Raw genomic sequence first — 19,396 nt, forward strand, 5'->3', positions numbered from 1 at the left:
TCGCTAAACCGGTGCGGAAACGGGAGTTTTGCATGGCGCGCGCGGACGAGGGGCACGAGAAAACAACGCTTGACGGCGCGGGCGGCATCCTGTCGCTGATCGCGGGCGGCGAGGCCGCCTCGCGGGCCGAACTGCTCGCCGCCTCGGGCCTCTCGCGCGTGACGGTGACACAGCGGCTCAACGCGCTGCTCGCCAGCGGCCTGGTGCGCGAGACGGAAAAGACCCTGCCGAGCGGCGGCCGGCCGACCCGGGTGCTGGCGATCAACGCGGCGAGCGGCTTTCTCCTCGTCGCCAATATCGGCGAGACGCACATCCACCTCGCCGCCATGGACCTGACACCGGCGATCCTTGCCCAGACGACGCTGCCCTTTTCCGTTGCAAGCGGCCCCGAAGCCACGCTGACACAGATCGGCGACGCCTTCGACGCCCTGGCGGCGGAAGCCGAAAGGACCCATGGCTTCTTCCTCGGCATCAGCCTCAGCCTGCCGACACCCGTCGATTTCAAGCGCGGCTGCGTCGTCGGTCCTTCGGTCCTGCCAGGCTGGGACGAGTTCGACATCATCGGCCGCCTCAAGGCGCGTTTCGACGTGCCCGTCTATGTCGAGAACGACGTGAACCTGATGACGATCTGCGAGCACAAGCGTCGCTTCCCGGCGGTCGACGACATGCTTTTCGTGAAGGTCGGCACGGGCATGGGCAGCGGCATGATCGCCGGCGGGCGACTGTTTCGCGGGGCGCAGGGCGCGGCGGGCGATATCGGCCATATCCAGTTCCTTTCCGACGACGCCCCGCTCTGCCGCTGCGGCAAGTTCGGCTGCGTGGAAGCGCGCGCCGCCGGCTGGGCGATTGCCCGCGACCTCTCCGCCCGCGGCTTTCGCGCCGAGACCGCGCGCGACGTGATCGACCTCGTCGAACAGCGCAAGCCCGAGGCGCTGATGTTGCTGCGCGCCGCCGGCCGCACGATCGGCGAAGTCATCTCCGACGTCGTCAGCATCATCAATCCGAGCCTTATCGTCATTGGCGGCACCCTTGCGCGCGGCGGCGACCTCATGCTCTCGGGCATCCGCGAACTCGTCTACCAGCGCTGTCTGCCGCTCGCCACGCGCGATCTTTCCATCGTGCTCTCCACCGTGCGCGAGGACGGCGCGCTTTTCGGCGCAGCATATCTGCTGCTGGACGATCTTTTCGCGCCCGCAAGGGCCGACCGGCTGCTGGAGCGCTACGACACCGCCCGGCACAGGCAGGCGCCGGCGACTGCACGACGGCAAGCGCCCTGAAAAGGGCCGGCACCCGAAATCGCTCGCCCGAACCCTTCCGGCCGATTAAACCTGAGCCGGACAGGCCCACGGGCTGAACGACAGGGTAGCGCATGAAAGAGATCACCGTCCCCTCCATCGGCATTCTGGATGGCGCCCGGCTGCCCGAGACGACCTTGCGCCTGGCCCTCATCTACGCGGCGGCCGAATTCGTGATCAGCAGCCCCACATGGTTCTCCATCGGGGACAATCCGATCAAGCCATTCATGGGCAAGCTTGTCCTCGAGGTGGTTTTCGTTCTCCTGGCAATCCTCTTCGCCTGCCTGCTCAGCCGTATCAGGCAGCAACCCTACAGCGTGCAGCTTCTCGCCTGCCTGCTCCTTTCCCTCTGCAGTTCCCTGGGCATGTCGCTGCTCGATTACTACCTCTACAGCCTGATCATGCTGCCGGCCGTCATACCGCTCGATCTCACGGAATACGGCTATGCGGTCTGCTACCGCATGTCGATCTTCTTCGGCTGGTCGTTTCTCTTCGTCGCGCTGCTCAACCACATCGACGTGCGCGACCGGGACCTGAAGCTGATGGCCTCGCGGGAAGAAGCCCTCGCCGCACAGATGCGCGCCCTGCACTACCAGATAAACCCGCATTTTCTCTTCAACACCCTGAACTCGATTACCGGCCTCGTCGAGGAAGGCGCATCGCAGCGGGCCGAGCGGATGATCATGTCGCTCTCGGCCTTCCTGCGCGCGACATTGCAGCTCGATCCCTTGCGCGAACTGCGGCTTGCCGACGAGATGGCCCTGCAGAAGGAATATCTGGACATCGAGAAGGAGCGGTTTTCAGACAGGATGATCGTTCGCATCGACATTCCTGCCGAACTCCAAGACGCGCTGGTGCCAAGCCTGATCTTGCAGCCCCTGATCGAAAACGCCGTAAAACACGGCGTCGGCCCCTCGACCGGCAGGGCCGAAATTCATGTCAGCGCGGTCAGGACCGGGCCAACGCTCTGCGTGTCTGTGGAAAACGACGTCGCAACGGCCGCATCAGGCAAAGCCGGCCAGGGCCTCGGCATCGGCCTTGCCAATGTCGCCCATCGCGTCAAAACCCATTTCCCCGCCGGCGCCGCCCTGACCGCGGGCCATGTCGCGCCCGGGCGGTTCCGGGCATCGCTCACCATGCCGTTCAGGACGGTGTGAGCCCTGCAGGCCCTTCCGGGATCCCGGCACGGCAGGATCAGCGGCCGCCGGCGCGATAGTCTTCGACCGCGAAGCTCAGCTCCGGGTCGGCATGGGCGTCCCAGTAGCCCTTCCAGAGGGCCTTGCTGATGGGGCCGACCTTGCCGTCGCCGACTGGCTGCCCGTCGAGCGTGGTGATCGGCATGACGCCGCCGGCAGTCGTCACGAAGAGGATCTCGTCGCACTGGTAGGCGAGTTCCACCGGCACATCGTCGATCGTGTAGGGATAACCGAGCTTTTCGGCGACGGCGAGCACCGACTTGCGCGTCACGCCCTCCAGCACGCCCTTTCTCGGTGTATAGAGCTTGCCGTCCTTGATCAGGATGACGTTGAAGCCGGAGCCTTCCGTGAGGTTGGCGTCGCCATCGGTCAGGATCGGATACATCGCGCCGCGATCGCGCGCCTCCATCAGGCCGCGGGTGAAATCGCCCCATTGCAGGTTCTTGACGGTCGGATCGATGGCGCCCGGCGGCACGCGGCGCACCGTGCGGGTGATGACGGCGCTGCCGCCGGTCTTCTGCGTCGCCTCGTCCATGACCCAGAGATAGGGCATGACCATGAGATAGCAGACATTGTCGCACTCCTCGGGCGCATACTGGCGCACGAAGCGCAGGCCGCGCGTCACGATCATCATGACATAGGCATCGCGGATGCCGCTCTTGACCGTCATCTCGACGAGCCGGTCGCGGATTTCCTGCCGCGGCAGCGGGCTCTTGAGGCGCAACTGGGCGCAGCTCTTCTCGAAGCGGTCGAGATGGTCCTCCAGCCGGAAGAACCGCCCGTTCCAGACGGCCGGCACGTCATAGGTCAAGTCCGAATGCAGGAAACCCTGGTCGAGGATCGGGATGCGCGCCTCGTGCAGCGGCACATATTCCCCCGCAATATAGGCGATGCCCCTGGCGAACGGATTGTCGCTGGCTTCGAGCTCTTTCACGCGCCGGCGATACTCCGTGAAGATGTGGTCCGTATAGGACATGATGCCTGCCTCCAAAAAGGGATGTCATGACACGCCGTTGCGCGCCGCCTGCAAGACGGCGCGCAGGGTGTAGAACGGCGATCGTCAGGCGGCGAGGATGCCCGCCGAGACGATGTCGCCGAAAGCACCGTCCGCGGCCTCGAGCGCCCGGTCGATATCCTCGGGCGTATGGGCGGCGCACAGGAACATGTTGTGCTTGGGATGCAGGTAGATGCCGCGCCGAAGGGCCGCCAGACAGAAGGCATTGGCGATCTTCAGCTCCTCGTCGCCGTCGAAGAGCACCATCGGCATCTGCGCCGGCCCCGTCTGCCGCAGCCTGAAGCCGTGCCGGGCGGAGATCGCCGAAAGGCCGTCCCGGAAACGCTCGCCCATGGTTTCCGTATGCGCAAGGGCGTCGCTGTCGCGGAGGATCCGGACGGTCTTGACCGCGGCCGCCATGGCGGCCGAGCCGTACCAGAAGGAGCCGGTGACGAAGACCTTGCCGGCGCCCTCCCGGAAGCGTTCCGAGCCCGCCACGGCAGCAAGCGGCCAGCCATTGGCGATGGCCTTCGAATAGGCCGCAAGGTCGGGCTTGACGCCGTAGCGCGCCCAGCTTCCCCGGACGTCGAGGCGGAAGCCCGCGCGCACGTCGTCGAGAATGAGGGCGGCGCCCTTGCGGTCGCAGATCTTGCGCGCATGGGCGAGGAAGGCGGCCTGCGGCAGGTGCTGGTCCTTGCCGACATCGTGCTGGAAGGCGGTCAGCAGGACGCCCGCGAGATCGTCGCCGGCGGCATCGACCGCGGCATCGAGGCTGGCGGCATCGTTGTAGTCGAAGACGATGATATGGGCACGATCCTCCGCCGTCACACCGAGCAGCGACGGCGAGCACCATGGAACGGCGCCGTGATAGGCGCCACGGGCGACGAGGATCTTGCGGCGTCCGGTGGCCGCGCGCGCGATGGTGACGCAGGCCGTCGTCGCATCCGTGCCGTTCTTCTGGATGAGCGTCCAGTCGGCATGATCGAGCGTATCGACGAGCAGTTCGGCAAGCTCCACCATGCTTTCCGTCGGCCCGTTTCCGACGTCGCCCGCATCGATCCGGGCGAGGGCGGCGGCGTCCACCTCGGGGTGGCGATAGCCGAGCACGTTCGGCCCCCAGGCACACATGAAGTCGATATATTCGTTGCCGTCCGCATCCCAGACGCGGCAACCGTCCGAGCGCGAGAAAAATTGCGGATAGCCCGGCGCGATCGCCCGGGTCGCCATGTGGCCCCACATGCCGTTCGGCACGACGCGCCGGGCGCGCTCGACGAGTTCCGTGTCGCGGCTGTTCAGCAGTTTCGCTGTCATCTTGCGTGTTCTCCTTGGCGGGAGAGGCGCACCGCCTCTCCCGATGGCTTGGTCAGTTCGTGATTTCGGCCAGCGGCAGGTTGCAGCAGGCACTGTAGCGAACGCCCTTGACGTCCGGGCTGTGCGCCAGGATGAGGTCGGGGCTGACCATCGGGATGATGATCCGGGCCTTGGCCATCAGCTCGCCGGCCTCGAACCAGAGCTTCTCGGCTTCCTCCACCGGCGCGGCGAGCGCCTGTTCGCGCAGCTTGCCGGTTTCCGTGCTGATGATCGAGGGATCGGTTTCGCCCCCCGCGCGCTTGGCCCAGACAGAGCCTTCCGACAGGCCGAAGACGTCGACATATTGCGAGGTGCCGAAGAAGTCGGGCGCGAAGAAGACGGCGGTCAGCGGAATGTGGTCGCCATTGGCCGCTTCGCGCCAGTTGGCGAAGGGAACCGGCGAGAGCTCGACCGTGATGCCCACCTTGGCCAGGTCCTGCTGGATCTTCTGCATCATCAGCGAGAAATCGACGCCGTAGACGTTCATGTCCGGATAGATCGACTTCAGCGTGAAGCCGTCGCCGACGCCGGCCGCCGCCAGCAGCTCCTTGGCACGGTCCGGGTCGTAGGCGGGGATCTCGTGGTTGTCGCCACCCGGGAAGCCGAGCGGGATCGGCGTTGCGATCGCGCGGCCGGCGCCGCCGACGGTGAAGTCGATCAGAGATGTCCGGTCGATGGCGATCGAGATGGCTTCACGCACCTCTGGCGTCAATTTGACGGTGTTGGCCTTGGCGCCCGGCGACAGCGCGATATAGACGAAATTGTAGGACGGCACCTTGTCCACCACCACATTGCTGCCTTCGAGCGTCTTGGCGGTTTCCGCATCGATCTGCATGGCGATGTCGGCCGCGCCGGACTGCAGCATCTGCGCCTGCGCCACGGCATCCTTCACCTGGCGGAAGACGACCTGCGGGATGACAGGGGCCTTGCGCCAGTAGTTTTCGTTGCGCTTCAGGCGCAGCTCCGCGTTCGGCTCGTAGGATTCGAGGACGAAAGGCCCGCTGCCGGCAGAATTGCTCAGGAACCAGTTTTCCGACGTGTCCTTGTCGACGGCCGTCGCATCCGACAGCGCGCCGTTGGCGGCGGCGACATCGCTGTTGATGATGCCGAGGAAGCCCGCGGACGCCTGGTTGAGGAATTCCGAATTCGGCGCGGAGAGCTTGATGACGACCGTCTGCGCGTCGGGAATGTCGATCGAACTGATGGGGTCGGCGATGAAGGCGCCGTTACCCTTGATGTTCTTCAACCGCTCGAACGACCATTTCACATCCTTCGCCTCGACCGGCGAACCGTCGGAGAACTTTGCCGCCGGGTCGAGCTTGAAGGTCAGCTCGGTCTGCTCCGGATTGATCTCCCAGCTCGAGGCGATCAGCGGCTGGACCTTGTTGTCCTTGTCGAGCGTCACGAGCTGCTCGTAGACGGAGGTGTTGTAGATCTGGCAGGTGTCGCACCAGGCGCGGGCCGGATCGAGCGAATTGACGTCCATGTCACGGGCGATCACCAGCGCGCGCTCTTCGGCCGATGCCGGCTGGATGGCCCCGCCCAGCATCGTGGCGGAGAGGGCGAGCGAAAGAAAGGCCAGTCTGGATTTCGATGGAAGAAGTCGTTTCATCGGTTGGATACCTCCAGTTTGACGGGCTGCGGATGCCCTGTTCCACTATTTTTCCGCAATTCGAAGCAAGGCGTCCCGCACGTCGGCAACCGTCGCAAGCGCTGCGCGATTGAGGGCGGCCGAGACCGTGGGGGCGGCAAGCCCGCCGGTCACGCGCAGGATTTCGTGGTCGAGACAGTCGAAGAAGCGTTCCTGGATCTCGGCGGCCCAGGTGCCGCCCATCGACAGGCTGCGGGCGGTCTGCTCGGCAATGACGACCCGGCCGGTCTTGTCGATGGATTGGCCGATGAGCTGCCAGTCGATGCCGTGGTGGTCGATGTTGCGCAGGTCGATGACCTCGGCATCGATGCCCGCCTCCGCCGCCGCCCTTATCGCGTTCTGGACCATGACGGAGGTCGCCAGGACCGTGCAGGCGCTTCCGGGCCGCACGATGCGCGCCGAGCCGAAGGGGATGAAGAAGTCCCGGTCGCCGGCCGGCACCTCGAATTCCTTCTGGTAGAGTTCGGTATGCTCGAAGACCACGACGGGGTCGTCGCAGGCAAGCGCCGAATTCATGAGGCCGATATAGTCGAAGGCGTTCGACGGCGTGACGATGCGCCAGCCGGGAAACAGGCCGAAAAGGGCCGACGGATCGCCGGAATGCTGCGAGCCGTAGCCGGTATGGGGCGAGATGCGCACGCGCATGACGATCGGAACGGGAAAGCCGTCGCCGAACATGTGGCGCACCTTGCCGACGCCGTTGGCGATCTGGTCGGCCGCGGTGAAACAGAAATCGCCGAACATGATCTCGACCACCGGCCGCAAGCCGTTGAGCGCCGCTCCGAGGGCGACGCCCGTGAACCCGTTCTCGGCGATCGACATGGGCAGGACGCGCTCGGGCCAGCGTTCCAGGGCGCCCTTGGTGAAGCCGCTGACGCCGCCGCGCATCTGGTGGGCGTCCTCGCCCATGACGATGATGCGCGGATCGCGCGCCATCGCGGCGGCCAGCGCCTCGGAGGCGGCGGTGACGAACTTCACCTTCTCGACGGCGTCGGGGCGCATGTCGTCGTGGTCGAGGAAACGCTTGTCGGCAAGCTCGGAAAGGTCGCCCAGAATGCCATGGTCGCGCGTCGCCGGATCCGGCCAGAGGCTGTCGGGAATACGCAACGTGTTGCCGCCGGGGACCGGCTCGGTCAGCTTTCCGGCCGCGGCCGCGACCCGGTCCGTGACCAGCGCGTCGATCTGCGCGAACTCTTCCGGGGAGAGCAGGCCGAGCGCCGTCAGGCGCGCTTCGGCGAGCGCGATGGGGTCGCGCTCACGCCATGCAGCTTCCTCTTCCTTCGTGCGATAGCCGAAATCGCTGCCGCTGCGGGATCCGGATTGATGGAAATGGCGGTAGCAGAGGGCCTCGATCACGACGGGACCGCCCGTCTCGCGGATGATGCGGCGGGCCTCCACCATGGCCCGATGCACGGCGACGACATCCATGCCGTCGCATTCGATCGCGACGATACCGAGCATCGCGCCGCGGGACGACAGCCGCGTCTCGCGCGTCACGTCGGAAATGTGCGTGGAGACGCCGTAGAGGTTGTTCTCGATGAAGAAGATCACCGGCAGGCCTTGCGCGGCGGCGATGTTCATCGCTTCGTAGCTCGCGCCGTTCTGGGCCGCGCCGTCGCCGAAGAAGGCGACGGAGATGTGGTCGCGGCCGAGCATCTTGTCGGCGAGCGCATAACCCGCCGCATGGGGCGGATTGCCGCCGACGATCGCCGAGGTGCCGACGACGCCCGCGCCGGCGAAACGCATGTGCATGGAGCCGCCCCGGCCGCCGCAATAGCCGGGGGTCAGGCCCATGATCTCGGCCATGAAACGGTAGATCGCCTCGTCCATGCCGGGCGTGAAGGCATCCTTGCGGATGTCGAAGCCTTCGGGAACCGAGGGATTGAGCAGCTTCAGCAGCACCTGGTGGTGGGCGCGGTGCGTGCCGTTGATCTTGTCGTCTGTACCGAGCGCGGCCATGGCGCCGACCGCGCCTGCCTCCTGGCCGATGCTGGCATGGGCCGGGCCGTGGATGAGGCCCGCCTTCTCCAGATCGAGCAGCTTTTCCTCGAACCGGCGGATGAGCAGCATCTGGCCGTACCAGTGGACGAGGTCTCGTGCCTGCTCCCCGCTCCAGTCCGCTTCGTCCAGCTCCAGCCGGAACCAGGGCGCGGAAGGGGCGAGCGGTATCTGGCGTGCCATTCGTATCCTCGGGTCGCAGGGGAGCCGCGTCGGGCTCTGTTCTCGTTTATGGAAATAAATTCCGATTTCTGTTGAATGGCACACTAAGCTGTGCCAGCCTTTGGATGCAACAGAAATTTTCACGCGCCGCCAAAGAGGAAGACATGCGATGATCCGCGACGCCGACGTGCTGAACGCCCTGGTTGAGATTGTGCGCCGGTTCGTGCGCGAGCGGCTGCTGCCGGCGGAGGCCCGGGTGGAGGACGAAAACGCCATCCCGCCCGAAATCATCGCGGAGATGCGCACGCTCGGTCTTTTCGGCCTGTCCATCCCGGAGGAGCATGGCGGGCTCGACCTGACGATGGAGGAGGAGGTGCGCGTCGCCTTCGAGCTCGGTTACGCCTCTCCCGCCTTCCGCTCCGTCATCGGCACGAACAACGGCATCGGCTCGCAGGGCATCATCGTCGATGGTACCGAGGCGCAGAAGCAATACTGGTTGCCACGCATGGCGACGGGCGAGGTCATCGGCTCCTTCGCCCTGACCGAGCCCGACGTCGGCTCGGATGCGGGCGCCGTGAAGACCACGGCGCGGAGAGACGGTGACCACTATGTCCTCAACGGCACGAAACGCTACATCACCAATGCCCCGGTGGCCGACGTCTTCACCGTCATGGCGCGCACCGGCGGTCCGGGGCCTGCGGGCGTGACCGCCTTCCTGGTGCCGAAGGACAGCCCCGGCCTCAGCCTTGGCCCGATCGACAGGAAGATGGGGCAGCGCGGCACCCGCACCTCGGACGTCATCTTCGACAATTGCCGCATCCCGGCCGACAGCGTCATCGGCGGCGTGGAGGGCGTCGGCTTCAAGACCGCGATGAAGGTGCTCAACCGCGGCCGACTGCATATCTCGGCGGTCTGCGTCGGCGCCGCGGAGCGGCTGTGCGACGAGGCCGTGCGCTTCGCGCGCGAGCGGGTACAGTTCGGCAAGCCGATCGCGGAGCACCAGCTCATCCAGGCCATGCTCGCCGACAGCTCGACCGAGGCCTTTGCCGGACGCGCCATGGTTCTGGAGGCCGCGCGGCGGTTCGATGCGGGCGATCGTGTCATCCAGCAGGCGGCGAGCGCAAAACTGTTCTGCTCGGAGATGGTCGGCCGTGTCGCCGACCGCGCGGTGCAGATCCATGGCGGCGCCGGCTACATGCAGGACTATCCGGTCGAGCATTTCTACCGCGATGTCCGGCTGTTCCGGCTCTACGAGGGCACATCGCAGATCCAGCAGCTCATCATCGCCCGCGAAATGCTGAACGCCTGAGGCCGGACCGATGCAGCGAGCTCTTGGAATCGTCGCGGATGACTTTACCGGCGCCCTCATGGTCGCCGGCTATCTGGAGAGCGCCGGCATCCACTGTCCCGTGCTCTTCCGTCCCGAGGCAAAGATCCCGCCTGCGGCCGTGGTAATGGCCGGCACCCGGACGCGCACGGTGCCCGTTGCACAGGCGCTTGCCGAGCTCGGCCGTTTCACCGACGCCTTTCTGCGGGCCGGCTGCAGGCGGATCGCCTACAAGGCCTGCGCCACGTTCGATTCCACCGAAGACGGCAATATCGGCCCGGCCGCCGATTATCTCGCCGATCGCGCGGGCATGCGGCCGGTGCTGATGAGCGCCGGCTTTCCCCGTTTCGGCACCACGGTCCACCAGGGCTACATGTTCTATCGCGGCCGCCTCGTTTCCGAATCGATCAAGCGTTTCGACCCGCTGACCCCGATGTCCGATCCCGATCTCGTCCGTTTCCTGGGGCGGCAGACGCCGCACCGGATCGCGCTCCTGAACCATGCCACCCTTCGCAGCGGCGCCGACGCGGCCCTTGCTGCCATCGAGGCCTTCGCGGACGAAGGAGTGGGCCACGTCTTCCTGGACACCACCGATGACGGCGACGTCGAGACCGCGGCCAAGATCGCGGCGGCGATGAACCGCGTCGTCGTCGCCAGCGATCCCCTGATCATCGCCTACGCGACCCGCCTCGGCCACGCCATGCAGCCGGATCCGGTGCCCTCACCGCAGCATGTCGACGGCCCCACGGCCGTCATTGCCGGAAGCGTCGGGCCGGTCGTCCTGGCGCAGCTTGCTGCTTTCTCGGCCAATCATCCCCTATTGACGCTGGATCTGCTCGATCCCGCCGGGGAGGAGGGGCTGGTTTCCGCCGCGCTCGACTGGGCCTCGCGACGGCTCGGCGCAGCACCCCTCGCCATTTCGACGGCGACAGGACCGGAAGGTGTCGCCGCCGTGCAGGCAGCCTTCGGCCGTGTAGAGGCGGCCCGCCGCGCGGAGCTCATCCTCGGCGCCATAGCGAGGGGTTTGCGCGATCGCGGGGTTCGACGATTTATCGTTGCGGGCGGCGAGACGTCGGGCGCGGTCGTCGATGCGCTCGGCATCGCGGCCGTTCGGGCCCTGCCGGAAGGCCCGCTCGGAACCGGCTTCTGCATATCCTGCGGGCCGACGCCCCTTTCGCTATATCTCAAACCCGGCAAGCTGGGCGCCGACGACATCCTGCTGAGCGCCGTCGAGGCGATGAACCAATGGAGTGGACGATAATGGACGAAACGGCGGCGAGGACGGCCCTGGTCGAGGCGAGCCGGCGATCGGTGGCACTCGGCCTCAACAGCGGAACGGTCGGCAATTTCAGCCTGCGGCACGGCGAGGGCATGCTGATCACGCCGACGGGCATCGCCCCCGATGCCCTCGCGCCCGAACAGATCGTCGCGATGGATCTCGACGGCGCCTGGATCGGCGGCTGGCGGCCGTCCTCGGAATGGGCCATTCACGCCCGGCTCTACGCCACGACGAATGCCGGCGCCGTCGTCCATACCCACCCCGACCACTGCGTCGCCCTTGCCGCGCTGCGCCGGCCGATCCCGCTGTTCCACTACATGGTCGCCGGCTTCGGCGGCAGCGAGATCCCCTGTGCGGACTATGCCTGTTTCGGGAGCGCCGCGCTTGCGGAAACGGTGGTCGCCGCCATGGGCACGACCCATTCCGCCTGCCTGATGGCCAATCACGGCGCGGTCACCATCGGGCCCGATGTCGGGACGGCGCTGGCACGCGCGGAGAAGCTGGAAACGCTGGCGCGGCAATACCTGCTCGCCCGTTCGATCGGCGAGCCCGTTCTCCTGACGCAAGCGGAACTTGCCGATGTGCGCGCCCGCTACGGCACCTACGGCCAGCAGGCGAAACGCTGACCGTCAGCCGCTGCGACACACCTCGCCGAGGATCCTCATCACCAGCGCCGGATATTCGAGATGCGGCATGTGCCCGCACGCGTCGAGGGCATGCAGCCCGACATTGCCGGGCAGGCCGGCCGTGGCGCTGAACGGCAGGATACGGTCCTGCCGGCCGAAGACGATCCGCACCGGCTGGGACAGGCGGGCAAGGTCGTCACGGATGGAGATCGCCTGCGTATCGTCCGGGAAGAACCGCTCGGCAAAGGCACGCATCGCCGCCGTCAGGTCCGTGTCGTCGCGCTGCTGCACCACCGCCTGCAGGAAGGCGGGCGAGATGACGGCGGCATCGTGAACCAGGAGGTCGAGCCAGGGTTTCAGGCTCTCCCGCTGCCGTGCGCGCAACACGCCCTCGACAAAGGCGCCGTTGATCTGGGGCCCGAGGCCCGCAGGGGAGACGAGGCAGAGGCCACGGATATCCAGTTGCCCGCGGCTTGCCAGCCGCGCCGCCAGCGCGCCGCCGAAGGAATGGCCGGCCAGAACGAGCGGACCATCGTGTTGCGCGGCAACGGTCGCCTCGATGCTTCCGGCCATCCGGTCGAGGTCTTCGGGAACCGCATGCGGCGAGCGCCCGTGCGCGGGAAGGTCGATGGCCAGCGCCGGCCAGTCCGCGCGCGCGGCAGCGAGCATGCCGCGCCAGTTGTTGAGGTCCGCACTGAAACCATGGAGGAGCACGACAGGCAGGCCTTCGCCCTTGCGCAGCCAGACCGCATTCAGCGTTGCGGGGCTGCTTTCCTTTCGCGCCGCAGGCAGCACGGCAGGGTTTTCGACTGCTGCGGGCCGGCGGGCCGGGCCGGCGTCACCGATCCTCGCAACGACGTCGGTCTTCTGGATCCGCCCGCCCGGGCCGGTGCCGGTGAGGCCGTCCAGCGCGATGCCATGCTCGCGAGCGATGCGGCGGGCGAGGGGAGTGGGATTGGGGCCGCGCCCGCTTCGGCGCACGCCTGGCACGAGAATGGCGCGGGTTGCTTCATTCGCAGGCTCCCCGGCCGCAGTCTCCTGCGGCTCCGTCTCACCGTAGGTTTCCCCGGCTCCATAGATGCGTGCGACATCCGCCCCGACATCCACCTCGACCTCGCTGTCGACCAAGGCATGAATGACACCGGTCGCCGGGGATTCGACCTCGACGGCGGCCTTGTCGTTGTCGATCTCGAAAAGGACCTGCCCCTGCCGGACGGTCTCACCCTCGGAAACGAGCCAGCGGGCGATGCGGCCGCTCGACATTTCGAGGCTGACCTTCGGATAGACGACATGGGTGGGCATGGGGGATCCCTTGAGGCTTGAGCCTATTCGGCCGAGGTTTTCCAGGTGGGTGGTCGTTGTGACGTCGGGAACGGATCGGGCTCCCCGGCAAGCCGCGCGCGCAGGCGGCGCGTGAGCCGGAGCAGCCCGGGACCGACGGATTCCCGGCAATGGTTGCGCGAGAGGATGTCGACGATCCCGCCGCAGGTGAGCGCGACGAGGGGCGAACCATCCGTCGGCCGAAAGGCGACGCCGACGGCATTGATATAGCTGTGCCAGCTACCGAAGGCGCTGATGAAGCCGTCCCGCCGGTAATCCTCGATGGCGTGCGTAACGAGACGATCGAGTTCCTCGGCCCTTTCAGGCTCGGCCGCGACCAGTTGCTCGATCACGGATTGACGAATGTCCGGCTGCATTTCCGCAAGATAGGCAAGGCCCATGGCCGTGCGGTAGATCGGCAGGCGCGATCCGACATTGAGGCGCAGCGAAACCGGGCTCATCGAGCGGCAATTGGCGAGATAGACCATCTCCAGCGCGTCGCGCGTGCCGAGAGCGACGGCAGCGCCCGTCTGGTCCGCCAGTTCCTGCATCAGGGGCCTCGCCATATGGATGACGGCGCTGGAGCTGAGCGCCGAATAGCCGAGCGAAACCGTCGCCGGCCCGATGCTGTAGCGGCCGAGCATGTCGTCGTAATGGAGATAACCGAGGCCGACGAGCGTCGAGGTCAGGCGCGAGACGGTTGCTTTCGGCAGGCCCGTCCGTTCGATGAGATCCTGGTTGCCGAGCGTGGCGTCGTCGGCGGTGAAGGCCCGCAGGATTTCCAGGCCGCGCGTCAGCGAAGCGGCGGAATTGCCGCCCTCCGCGCCTTCGCTGCCGTCTGCCGGTTTGGTCCGTTTACGCATGTCTTGCCTTTCGTTTCAGCGCTGCTGGAGCCATAGCGGATTTTCGCGATCTGTCGATCCGTCGTAAATGGAATATAATTTCATTTATGTTGACGTCCGCTGCGCCTGTTGTCAATAATGCCTGCATCGATCTCCCATTCGCCGGTCGGCACGGGATGGCACACGGGTTAAAGGACGCGATTTGTGACACGATACATTCTGCGACGCCTGGTCGCGATGCCCTTCCTGGTTCTCGGCATCGTGACGCTCGCCTTCCTGCTCACGACCGTGACCAAGGGTGACCCGCTGACGGCGATCGTGTCGGACCGGCAGATGAACGACCCGGTGGCGGTGGCCGCCGCGAAGGCGCGCTGGGGGCTCGATCGCAGCCTGCCGGAACGCTACGTCATCTATGTCGGCAACCTTCTGACCGGCGACATGGGCACTTCCTTCATCACGCGCCGGCCCGTCGCGCAGGACGTGTTCTTCCGTCTGCCGGCCACGATGGAGCTCGTCCTTGCCGCGATGCTCGTCGGCTCGACGATCGGCATCACGCTGGGCGTGCTGGCGGCCTATTTCCGCAACACGGTCATCGACCATGCGGCGCGTTTCTTCGCCCTGTTCGGGTCGTCCATTCCGGTCTTCTGGCTGGGACTGGCGCTGCTTTACGTCTTCTCGGTCAAATGGGGCATCCTGCCCGGCCCCGGCCGGCTGGATCCGCGGGCGCCCCCGCCGCCGTCCGTCACCGGCTTCATGACCATCGACACCCTGATCGCCGGGAACTTGAAGCTCTTTCTGGATGCGCTCTGGCACCTGATCCTGCCCGCCTTCGTGCTCGGCTGGGCCGTCGCCGGCACCATATCCCGCCTGGTGCGCGCCAATATGCTGGAGGTGCTGGACCGGGAATTCATCCTGACGGCGCGCGCGAAGGGGGCGGGGGAGCTTCGTGTCGTGGTGCGCCATGCGCTGCGCAACACGCTCGTGCCGACACTGACCGTCATCGGCTATTCCTTCGCCTACCTGCTCACGGGGGCCGTCCTGACCGAGACGATCTTCTCCTGGCCGGGCATGGGGTCCTATGCGGTGGAGGCGGCGCGCGGCCTCGATTTTCCCGCCATCATCGGGGTCACCATCGTCGGGGGCGTCGTCTTCCTGCTGACCAACCTCATCACCGACATTGCCTATGTCATTGCCAATCCGCGCGTCCGTCTGGGGTAAGAACATGATCGCGACGACCCTCGTTCCCTTCCGCCGGCCGGTATGGCTGTCGATTCCCCTGGCCATCGGGATCGCGATCGTGGTCTTCTGGCTCGCCGTCACGGTGCTCGCGCCGCTGATGAGCCCCTATGCGCCGCTCGACATGGTCGGACGGCGGCTTCAGGCGCCGAGCTGGAGCCATTGGCTGGGGACCGACGCGCTGGGGCGGGACGTCCTCAGCCGAACCCTCTATGGCGCGCAGCACTCGATCCCGATCGCCATCGTCGTGGTCGCCCTCTCCGTCACGATCGGGGCCATGCTGGGCGCGATTTCCGGTTATGCCGGCGGTCTGCTCGGTTCGGCGATCATGCGGCTCGTCGACGTCACCCTCTCCTTTCCCCCGATGCTCCTCGCCATGGCCGTCGCGGCCTCGCTGGGTCCCGGCCTTGAGAATGCGACCGTCGCCATGGTGATCGTCTGGTGGCCCGTTTATGCCCGCCTCATGCGCGCTCAGGTTCTGGAAATCCGCGAGCGCGAGCATGTCGAGGCCGCGGTCGCGGCGGGCGCCGGCAAGGGGCGCATCCTCTTCAAGCATATCCTGCCGCTCTGTTGGACGCCGGTGCTGATCAGCGCGACGATGGATCTCGGCCAGGTGATCCTTCTTGCCGCATCGCTCAGCTTCATCGGCCTCGGCGCCACGCCGCCGACACCGGAATGGGGCTCGATGATCTCAGACGGCGCGGCGCAGTTCTATTCCTGGTGGGTCGCCCTCGGGCCGGGCCTTGCCATCCTGACCATCGTGCTCGGCTTCAACTTCATCGGCGACGGCCTGCACGACTACTTCGATCCGAAGTCGAAATGAGGCGCACCATGCAACAGGAACCGCTCTTTGCCGTTCGCGACCTTCGCGTCTCCTTCACCCGCCGCGGGCAATCCTTCGAGGCCGTGCGCGGCATCAGCCTGCATGTCGACCACGGCGAAGTGCTGGGCATCGTCGGTGAATCCGGCTCCGGCAAGTCGGTCGGCATGCTCTCCGCCCTCGGCCTCCAGCCGAAGACCGCCTCCGTCAGCGGATCGGCCCGGTTCAACGGGCGCGAGCTCGTCGGCATGCCCATGGCGCAGCTGCGCGCCCTGCGCGGATCGCGCATCGCCATGATCTTCCAGGACCCGCTGTCCTCGCTCAATCCGGTCATGACGGTCGGCGCGCAGATCGCCGAAACGATCCGGCTGCACAATGCGGGCGTCTCGAAGCGGGCGGCGATGGACCGCGCCGCCGAACTGCTCGCCCTCGTCGCCATTCCCCAGCCGGACCGGCGGATCCACCAGTTCCCGCATGAATTTTCCGGCGGCATGCGCCAGCGCGTGATGATCGCCATGGCCGTCGCCAACGATCCCGATCTCCTGATCGCCGACGAGCCGACGACCGCCCTCGACGTGACCGTGCAGGCGCAGATCATGGATGTCCTGACGGATCTGCGACGGCGGCTGAACCTGGGGCTCATCCTGATCACCCACGATCTCGGCGTGCTTGCCGGGCATGCCGACAGGGTCGCGGTCGTCTATTCGGGCGAGGTCGTCGAACAGGCCGGCGTCGATGATCTCTTCGCGCGGCCGGCCCATCCCTATACGCGAGGCCTCATCGCCTCGATCCCCAACATGGCAGAGGAGAAGGAACGGCTCTTCTCGATCGACGGCGCGCCGCCGCCCCTTGGCAAGCTGCCCGGCGGATGCGCCTTCCATCCCCGCTGTCCGCAGGCGCAGGATATCTGCCGGCATGTGCCGCCGCCGGTCCGCTCGGACGGCGATCATCGGGCGGCCTGCCATTTCGCCACCCTTCCTGTCGGGAGCGCTGCATGACCGGGCCGGAACCCATCCTCTCCGTCAGGGACCTCTCGAAGCGTTTCTCCGTCACCGGCGGCCTGATCTTCGAGCGCGAGATTGCCGAGGTCAACGCGGTGACCGGCGTGTCCTTCGACGTCAAGCCCGGCGAAACGCTGGGGCTGGTCGGCGAATCCGGCTGCGGCAAGTCCACCCTCGGCCGCTGCATCCTGCGGCTGATCGAGCCCTCCAGCGGGCAGACCCTGTTCCGCGGCCGCGATATCAACGCGGCGAGCCCCGCGGAGATGCGTGCCCTGCGCCGCAAGATCCAGCTGGTCTTCCAGGATCCCTATGCATCGCTGCATCCGCGCATGCGGGTGGCCGAGAACATCGCCGAGCCGTTGCGCATCAGCGACCTTTCGCATGTTCAGCGCAAGGAACGGGTCGCCGAGATGCTCGATCTCGTCCGCCTCAACCCGGAGCACGGCCAGCGCTATCCGCACGAACTGTCCGGCGGCCAGCGCCAGCGCGTGGTGATCGCCCGGGCCCTCGCACTGAAGCCGGAGCTGCTCGTGCTCGACGAGCCGGTCTCCGCGCTCGACGTCTCCGTGCAGGCGGGCGTGCTCAACCTCCTCAAGGATATTCAGCGGGATTTCGGCACCGCCTATGTCTTCATCGCGCATGACCTGTCCGTCGTGCAGCACATCTCGCACCGGGTGGCCGTCATGTATCTCGGCAAGATCGTCGAGATCGCCGAAAAGCACCGGCTCTACCGGGCACCGATGCATCCCTATACCCAGGCCCTGATGTCCGCCGTGCCGCTGGCCGATCCCGCGCTCGAGCGCAGCCGCTCGCGCATCGTGCTGAAGGGCGACCTGCCGAGCCCGCTCAATCCGCCGTCCGGGTGTCGCTTCCGCACGCGCTGCCCCATCGCCCAGAAGCTCTGCGCGGAGGTGGAGCCGCCGCTGAACGAACGAGAGGAAGGCCATTCGGTCGCCTGCCACTTTCCGAATGCCATGGAGACCGGTTTGTCGGCCCGTCAGAAGAGCGGGCCTGGAGGAATGGAATGACGCAATTGAAATTGCCGCTCGAGGGCATTCGCGTCCTCGACCTGACGCGCGTTCTTGCGGGGCCATGGACGACCATGAGCCTCGGGGATCTTGGCGCCGAGGTCTGGAAGATCGAGAACATCAAAGGCGGCGACGATACGCGCGCCTGGTCCGTGCCGAACTTCAAGGGGGTCAGCACCTATTATCTGTGCGCCAACCGCGGCAAGCAGAGCATCGCGCTCGACCTGAAGACGCCGCAGGGCCGGCAGATCGTGCTTGATCTCGCGGCCAGGGCCGATGTCGTGGTGGAGAATTTCCGTGCCGGCACGGTCGACCGGCTGGGCATCGGCTACGCGGATATCCGGAAGATCAATCCGGGCATCGTCTACTGCGCGATTTCCGGATACGGCCAGACGGGTCCAGAGCGCGACAGGCCGGGCTACGATTTCATTATGCAGGCGGAAAGCGGCCTGATGTCCATCACGGGCGAGGAGGACGGCCCACCCAACCGGCTCGGCGTCGCCTTCACCGATGTGGTGGCGGGCATGGTCGCCACCCAGTCGATCCTCGCTGCGCTCTACCAGCGCCGGGATACGGGCGAGGGGCAGTATATCGATGTGGCCCTGCTCGATGCCACGCTCAACCTCCTGATCAATGTCGGAACGGGATATCTCAACGCCGGCGTGGAGCCGGTACGCTACGGCAACGCGCATCCGACGGTCGTGCCCTACCAGATCTTCAAGGCAAGCGACGGCACCTTCGCGCTTGCCGTCGGCAACGACCGCATGTTCGTCGATTTCTGCGAAAAGGTCATCGGCCGGCCCGACCTTGCCCACGACCCGCGGTTCGTTACCTCCCACCAGCGCGCCCTGCACAGGGACGAGCTGCTGCCGCTCCTTGCGGCGATCATCGGCGGCGAGACCTGCGAGCACTGGCTTGCCGCCTGCCTTGCGGCGAGCGTGCCGGCTGGACAGGTGAAGTCCGTCTCGGAGGCGCTGCAGAGCCCGAGCGTGACGGAACGGGGCGTCGTGCAGCGTCTTGAACACCCGGAGCTCGGCGTCGTTGCGCTGATCCGCCCCGCCCACGGGCTTGCTGCACAGGCAAGTGCCGATGCGAAGGCGCCGCCACTCCTCGGCGAGGATACACGCGGTGTGCTGCGCGATGTGCTGGGTTTCGAGGAGGCGCGGATCGAGAGCCTGGCCCTTGCCGGCGTCATCGCCTGCCGAGACGTCAGAAGCGCACCTTCGCCGCAACCCGTCCAAAGCGCGATCGCATAGGCGTGTGGCTGCACG

The 19,396-nt window shown here is 66.5% G+C and carries 16 protein-coding genes; 10 read left to right on the forward strand and 6 right to left on the reverse strand.

The window, feature by feature from the left end; translation table 11 throughout:
* Positions 1–32 precede the first annotated feature (32 nt).
* Together shn_RS32465 and shn_RS32470 are read left to right on the forward strand one after the other, a co-directional pair.
* Positions 33–1,277: an ROK family transcriptional regulator gene (locus tag shn_RS32465; RefSeq protein WP_064334570.1), complete on the forward strand. Its 1,245-nt coding sequence runs from the start codon at positions 33–35 to the stop codon at positions 1,275–1,277.
* A gap of 92 nt (positions 1,278–1,369) precedes the next feature.
* Positions 1,370–2,452: a sensor histidine kinase gene (locus shn_RS32470; protein ID WP_064334571.1), complete on the forward strand. Its 1,083-nt coding sequence runs from the start codon at positions 1,370–1,372 to the stop codon at positions 2,450–2,452.
* A 37-nt stretch (positions 2,453–2,489) separates the two neighbouring features.
* Here shn_RS32470 and shn_RS32475 read toward each other — a convergent pair whose 3' ends face one another.
* The 4 genes from shn_RS32475 to shn_RS32490 all read right to left on the reverse strand — a co-directional run bounded on the left by shn_RS32475 (position 2,490) and on the right by shn_RS32490 (position 8,667).
* Positions 2,490–3,467: an aminotransferase class IV gene (locus shn_RS32475; RefSeq protein ID WP_064334572.1), complete on the reverse strand. Its 978-nt coding sequence runs from the start codon at positions 3,465–3,467 to the stop codon at positions 2,490–2,492.
* 84 nt (positions 3,468–3,551) lie between these two features.
* Complete coding sequence (locus shn_RS32480) at positions 3,552–4,796, reverse strand: aminotransferase class III-fold pyridoxal phosphate-dependent enzyme (protein WP_145926144.1); 1,245 nt, start codon at positions 4,794–4,796, stop codon at positions 3,552–3,554.
* Positions 4,797–4,848: 52 nt separating this feature from the next.
* Positions 4,849–6,447: an ABC transporter substrate-binding protein gene (locus tag shn_RS32485; RefSeq protein WP_064334573.1), complete on the reverse strand. Its 1,599-nt coding sequence runs from the start codon at positions 6,445–6,447 to the stop codon at positions 4,849–4,851.
* A gap of 45 nt (positions 6,448–6,492) precedes the next feature.
* The gene (locus shn_RS32490; RefSeq protein WP_064334574.1) at positions 6,493–8,667 is read right to left on the reverse strand and encodes a thiamine pyrophosphate-dependent enzyme; all 2,175 of its coding nucleotides are present in this window, start codon (positions 8,665–8,667) and stop codon (positions 6,493–6,495) included.
* A gap of 148 nt (positions 8,668–8,815) precedes the next feature.
* Here shn_RS32490 and shn_RS32495 point away from each other — a divergent pair, with 148 nt between their 5' ends.
* The 3 genes from shn_RS32495 to shn_RS32505 are packed head-to-tail and all read left to right on the forward strand — an operon-like array spanning position 8,816 to position 11,878.
* Complete coding sequence (locus shn_RS32495) at positions 8,816–9,955, forward strand: acyl-CoA dehydrogenase family protein (protein ID WP_064334575.1); 1,140 nt, start codon at positions 8,816–8,818, stop codon at positions 9,953–9,955.
* Between the two features lie 10 nt (positions 9,956–9,965).
* Complete coding sequence (locus shn_RS32500; RefSeq protein ID WP_064334576.1) at positions 9,966–11,234, forward strand: four-carbon acid sugar kinase family protein; 1,269 nt, start codon at positions 9,966–9,968, stop codon at positions 11,232–11,234.
* Positions 11,219–11,878, forward strand: coding sequence for a class II aldolase/adducin family protein (locus shn_RS32505; protein ID WP_245337549.1), 660 nt, complete (start codon positions 11,219–11,221; stop codon positions 11,876–11,878). Before shn_RS32500 ends, shn_RS32505 begins: the two co-directional genes overlap by 16 nt.
* Before the next feature lie 3 nt (positions 11,879–11,881).
* Here the strand turns inward: shn_RS32505 and shn_RS32510 are convergent, their stop codons facing one another.
* Positions 11,882–13,180, reverse strand: coding sequence for an acetoin dehydrogenase dihydrolipoyllysine-residue acetyltransferase subunit (locus tag shn_RS32510; RefSeq protein WP_064334578.1), 1,299 nt, complete (start codon positions 13,178–13,180; stop codon positions 11,882–11,884).
* 23 nt (positions 13,181–13,203) lie between these two features.
* A complete protein-coding gene (locus shn_RS32515) occupies positions 13,204–14,061 on the reverse strand; it encodes an IclR family transcriptional regulator (protein ID WP_064334579.1) in 858 nt (285 codons plus the stop codon).
* Positions 14,062–14,277: 216 nt separating this feature from the next.
* Here shn_RS32515 and shn_RS32520 point away from each other — a divergent pair, with 216 nt between their 5' ends.
* The 5 genes from shn_RS32520 to shn_RS32540 are packed head-to-tail and all read left to right on the forward strand — an operon-like array spanning position 14,278 to position 19,381.
* The gene (locus shn_RS32520) at positions 14,278–15,258 is read left to right on the forward strand and encodes an ABC transporter permease (protein ID WP_371328642.1); all 981 of its coding nucleotides are present in this window, start codon (positions 14,278–14,280) and stop codon (positions 15,256–15,258) included.
* 4 nt (positions 15,259–15,262) lie between these two features.
* Entirely contained in the window at positions 15,263–16,099 is an 837-nt protein-coding gene (locus shn_RS32525; protein WP_064334581.1) for an ABC transporter permease, read from the forward strand.
* Positions 16,096–17,094, forward strand: a complete 999-nt coding sequence (locus shn_RS32530; RefSeq protein WP_064334582.1) for an ABC transporter ATP-binding protein — start codon at positions 16,096–16,098, stop codon at positions 17,092–17,094. The genes shn_RS32525 and shn_RS32530 overlap by 4 nt, the downstream gene beginning before the upstream one ends.
* Positions 17,091–18,125, forward strand: coding sequence for an ABC transporter ATP-binding protein (locus shn_RS32535; protein ID WP_064334583.1), 1,035 nt, complete (start codon positions 17,091–17,093; stop codon positions 18,123–18,125). The genes shn_RS32530 and shn_RS32535 overlap by 4 nt, the downstream gene beginning before the upstream one ends.
* Entirely contained in the window at positions 18,122–19,381 is a 1,260-nt protein-coding gene (locus shn_RS32540) for a CaiB/BaiF CoA-transferase family protein (protein WP_064334584.1), read from the forward strand. Before shn_RS32535 ends, shn_RS32540 begins: the two co-directional genes overlap by 4 nt.
* Positions 19,382–19,396: the final 15 nt, after the last annotated feature.

The sequence above is a fragment of the Shinella sp. HZN7 genome (assembly GCF_001652565.1).
In the GTDB taxonomy this organism is placed as follows: domain Bacteria; phylum Pseudomonadota; class Alphaproteobacteria; order Rhizobiales; family Rhizobiaceae; genus Shinella; species Shinella granuli.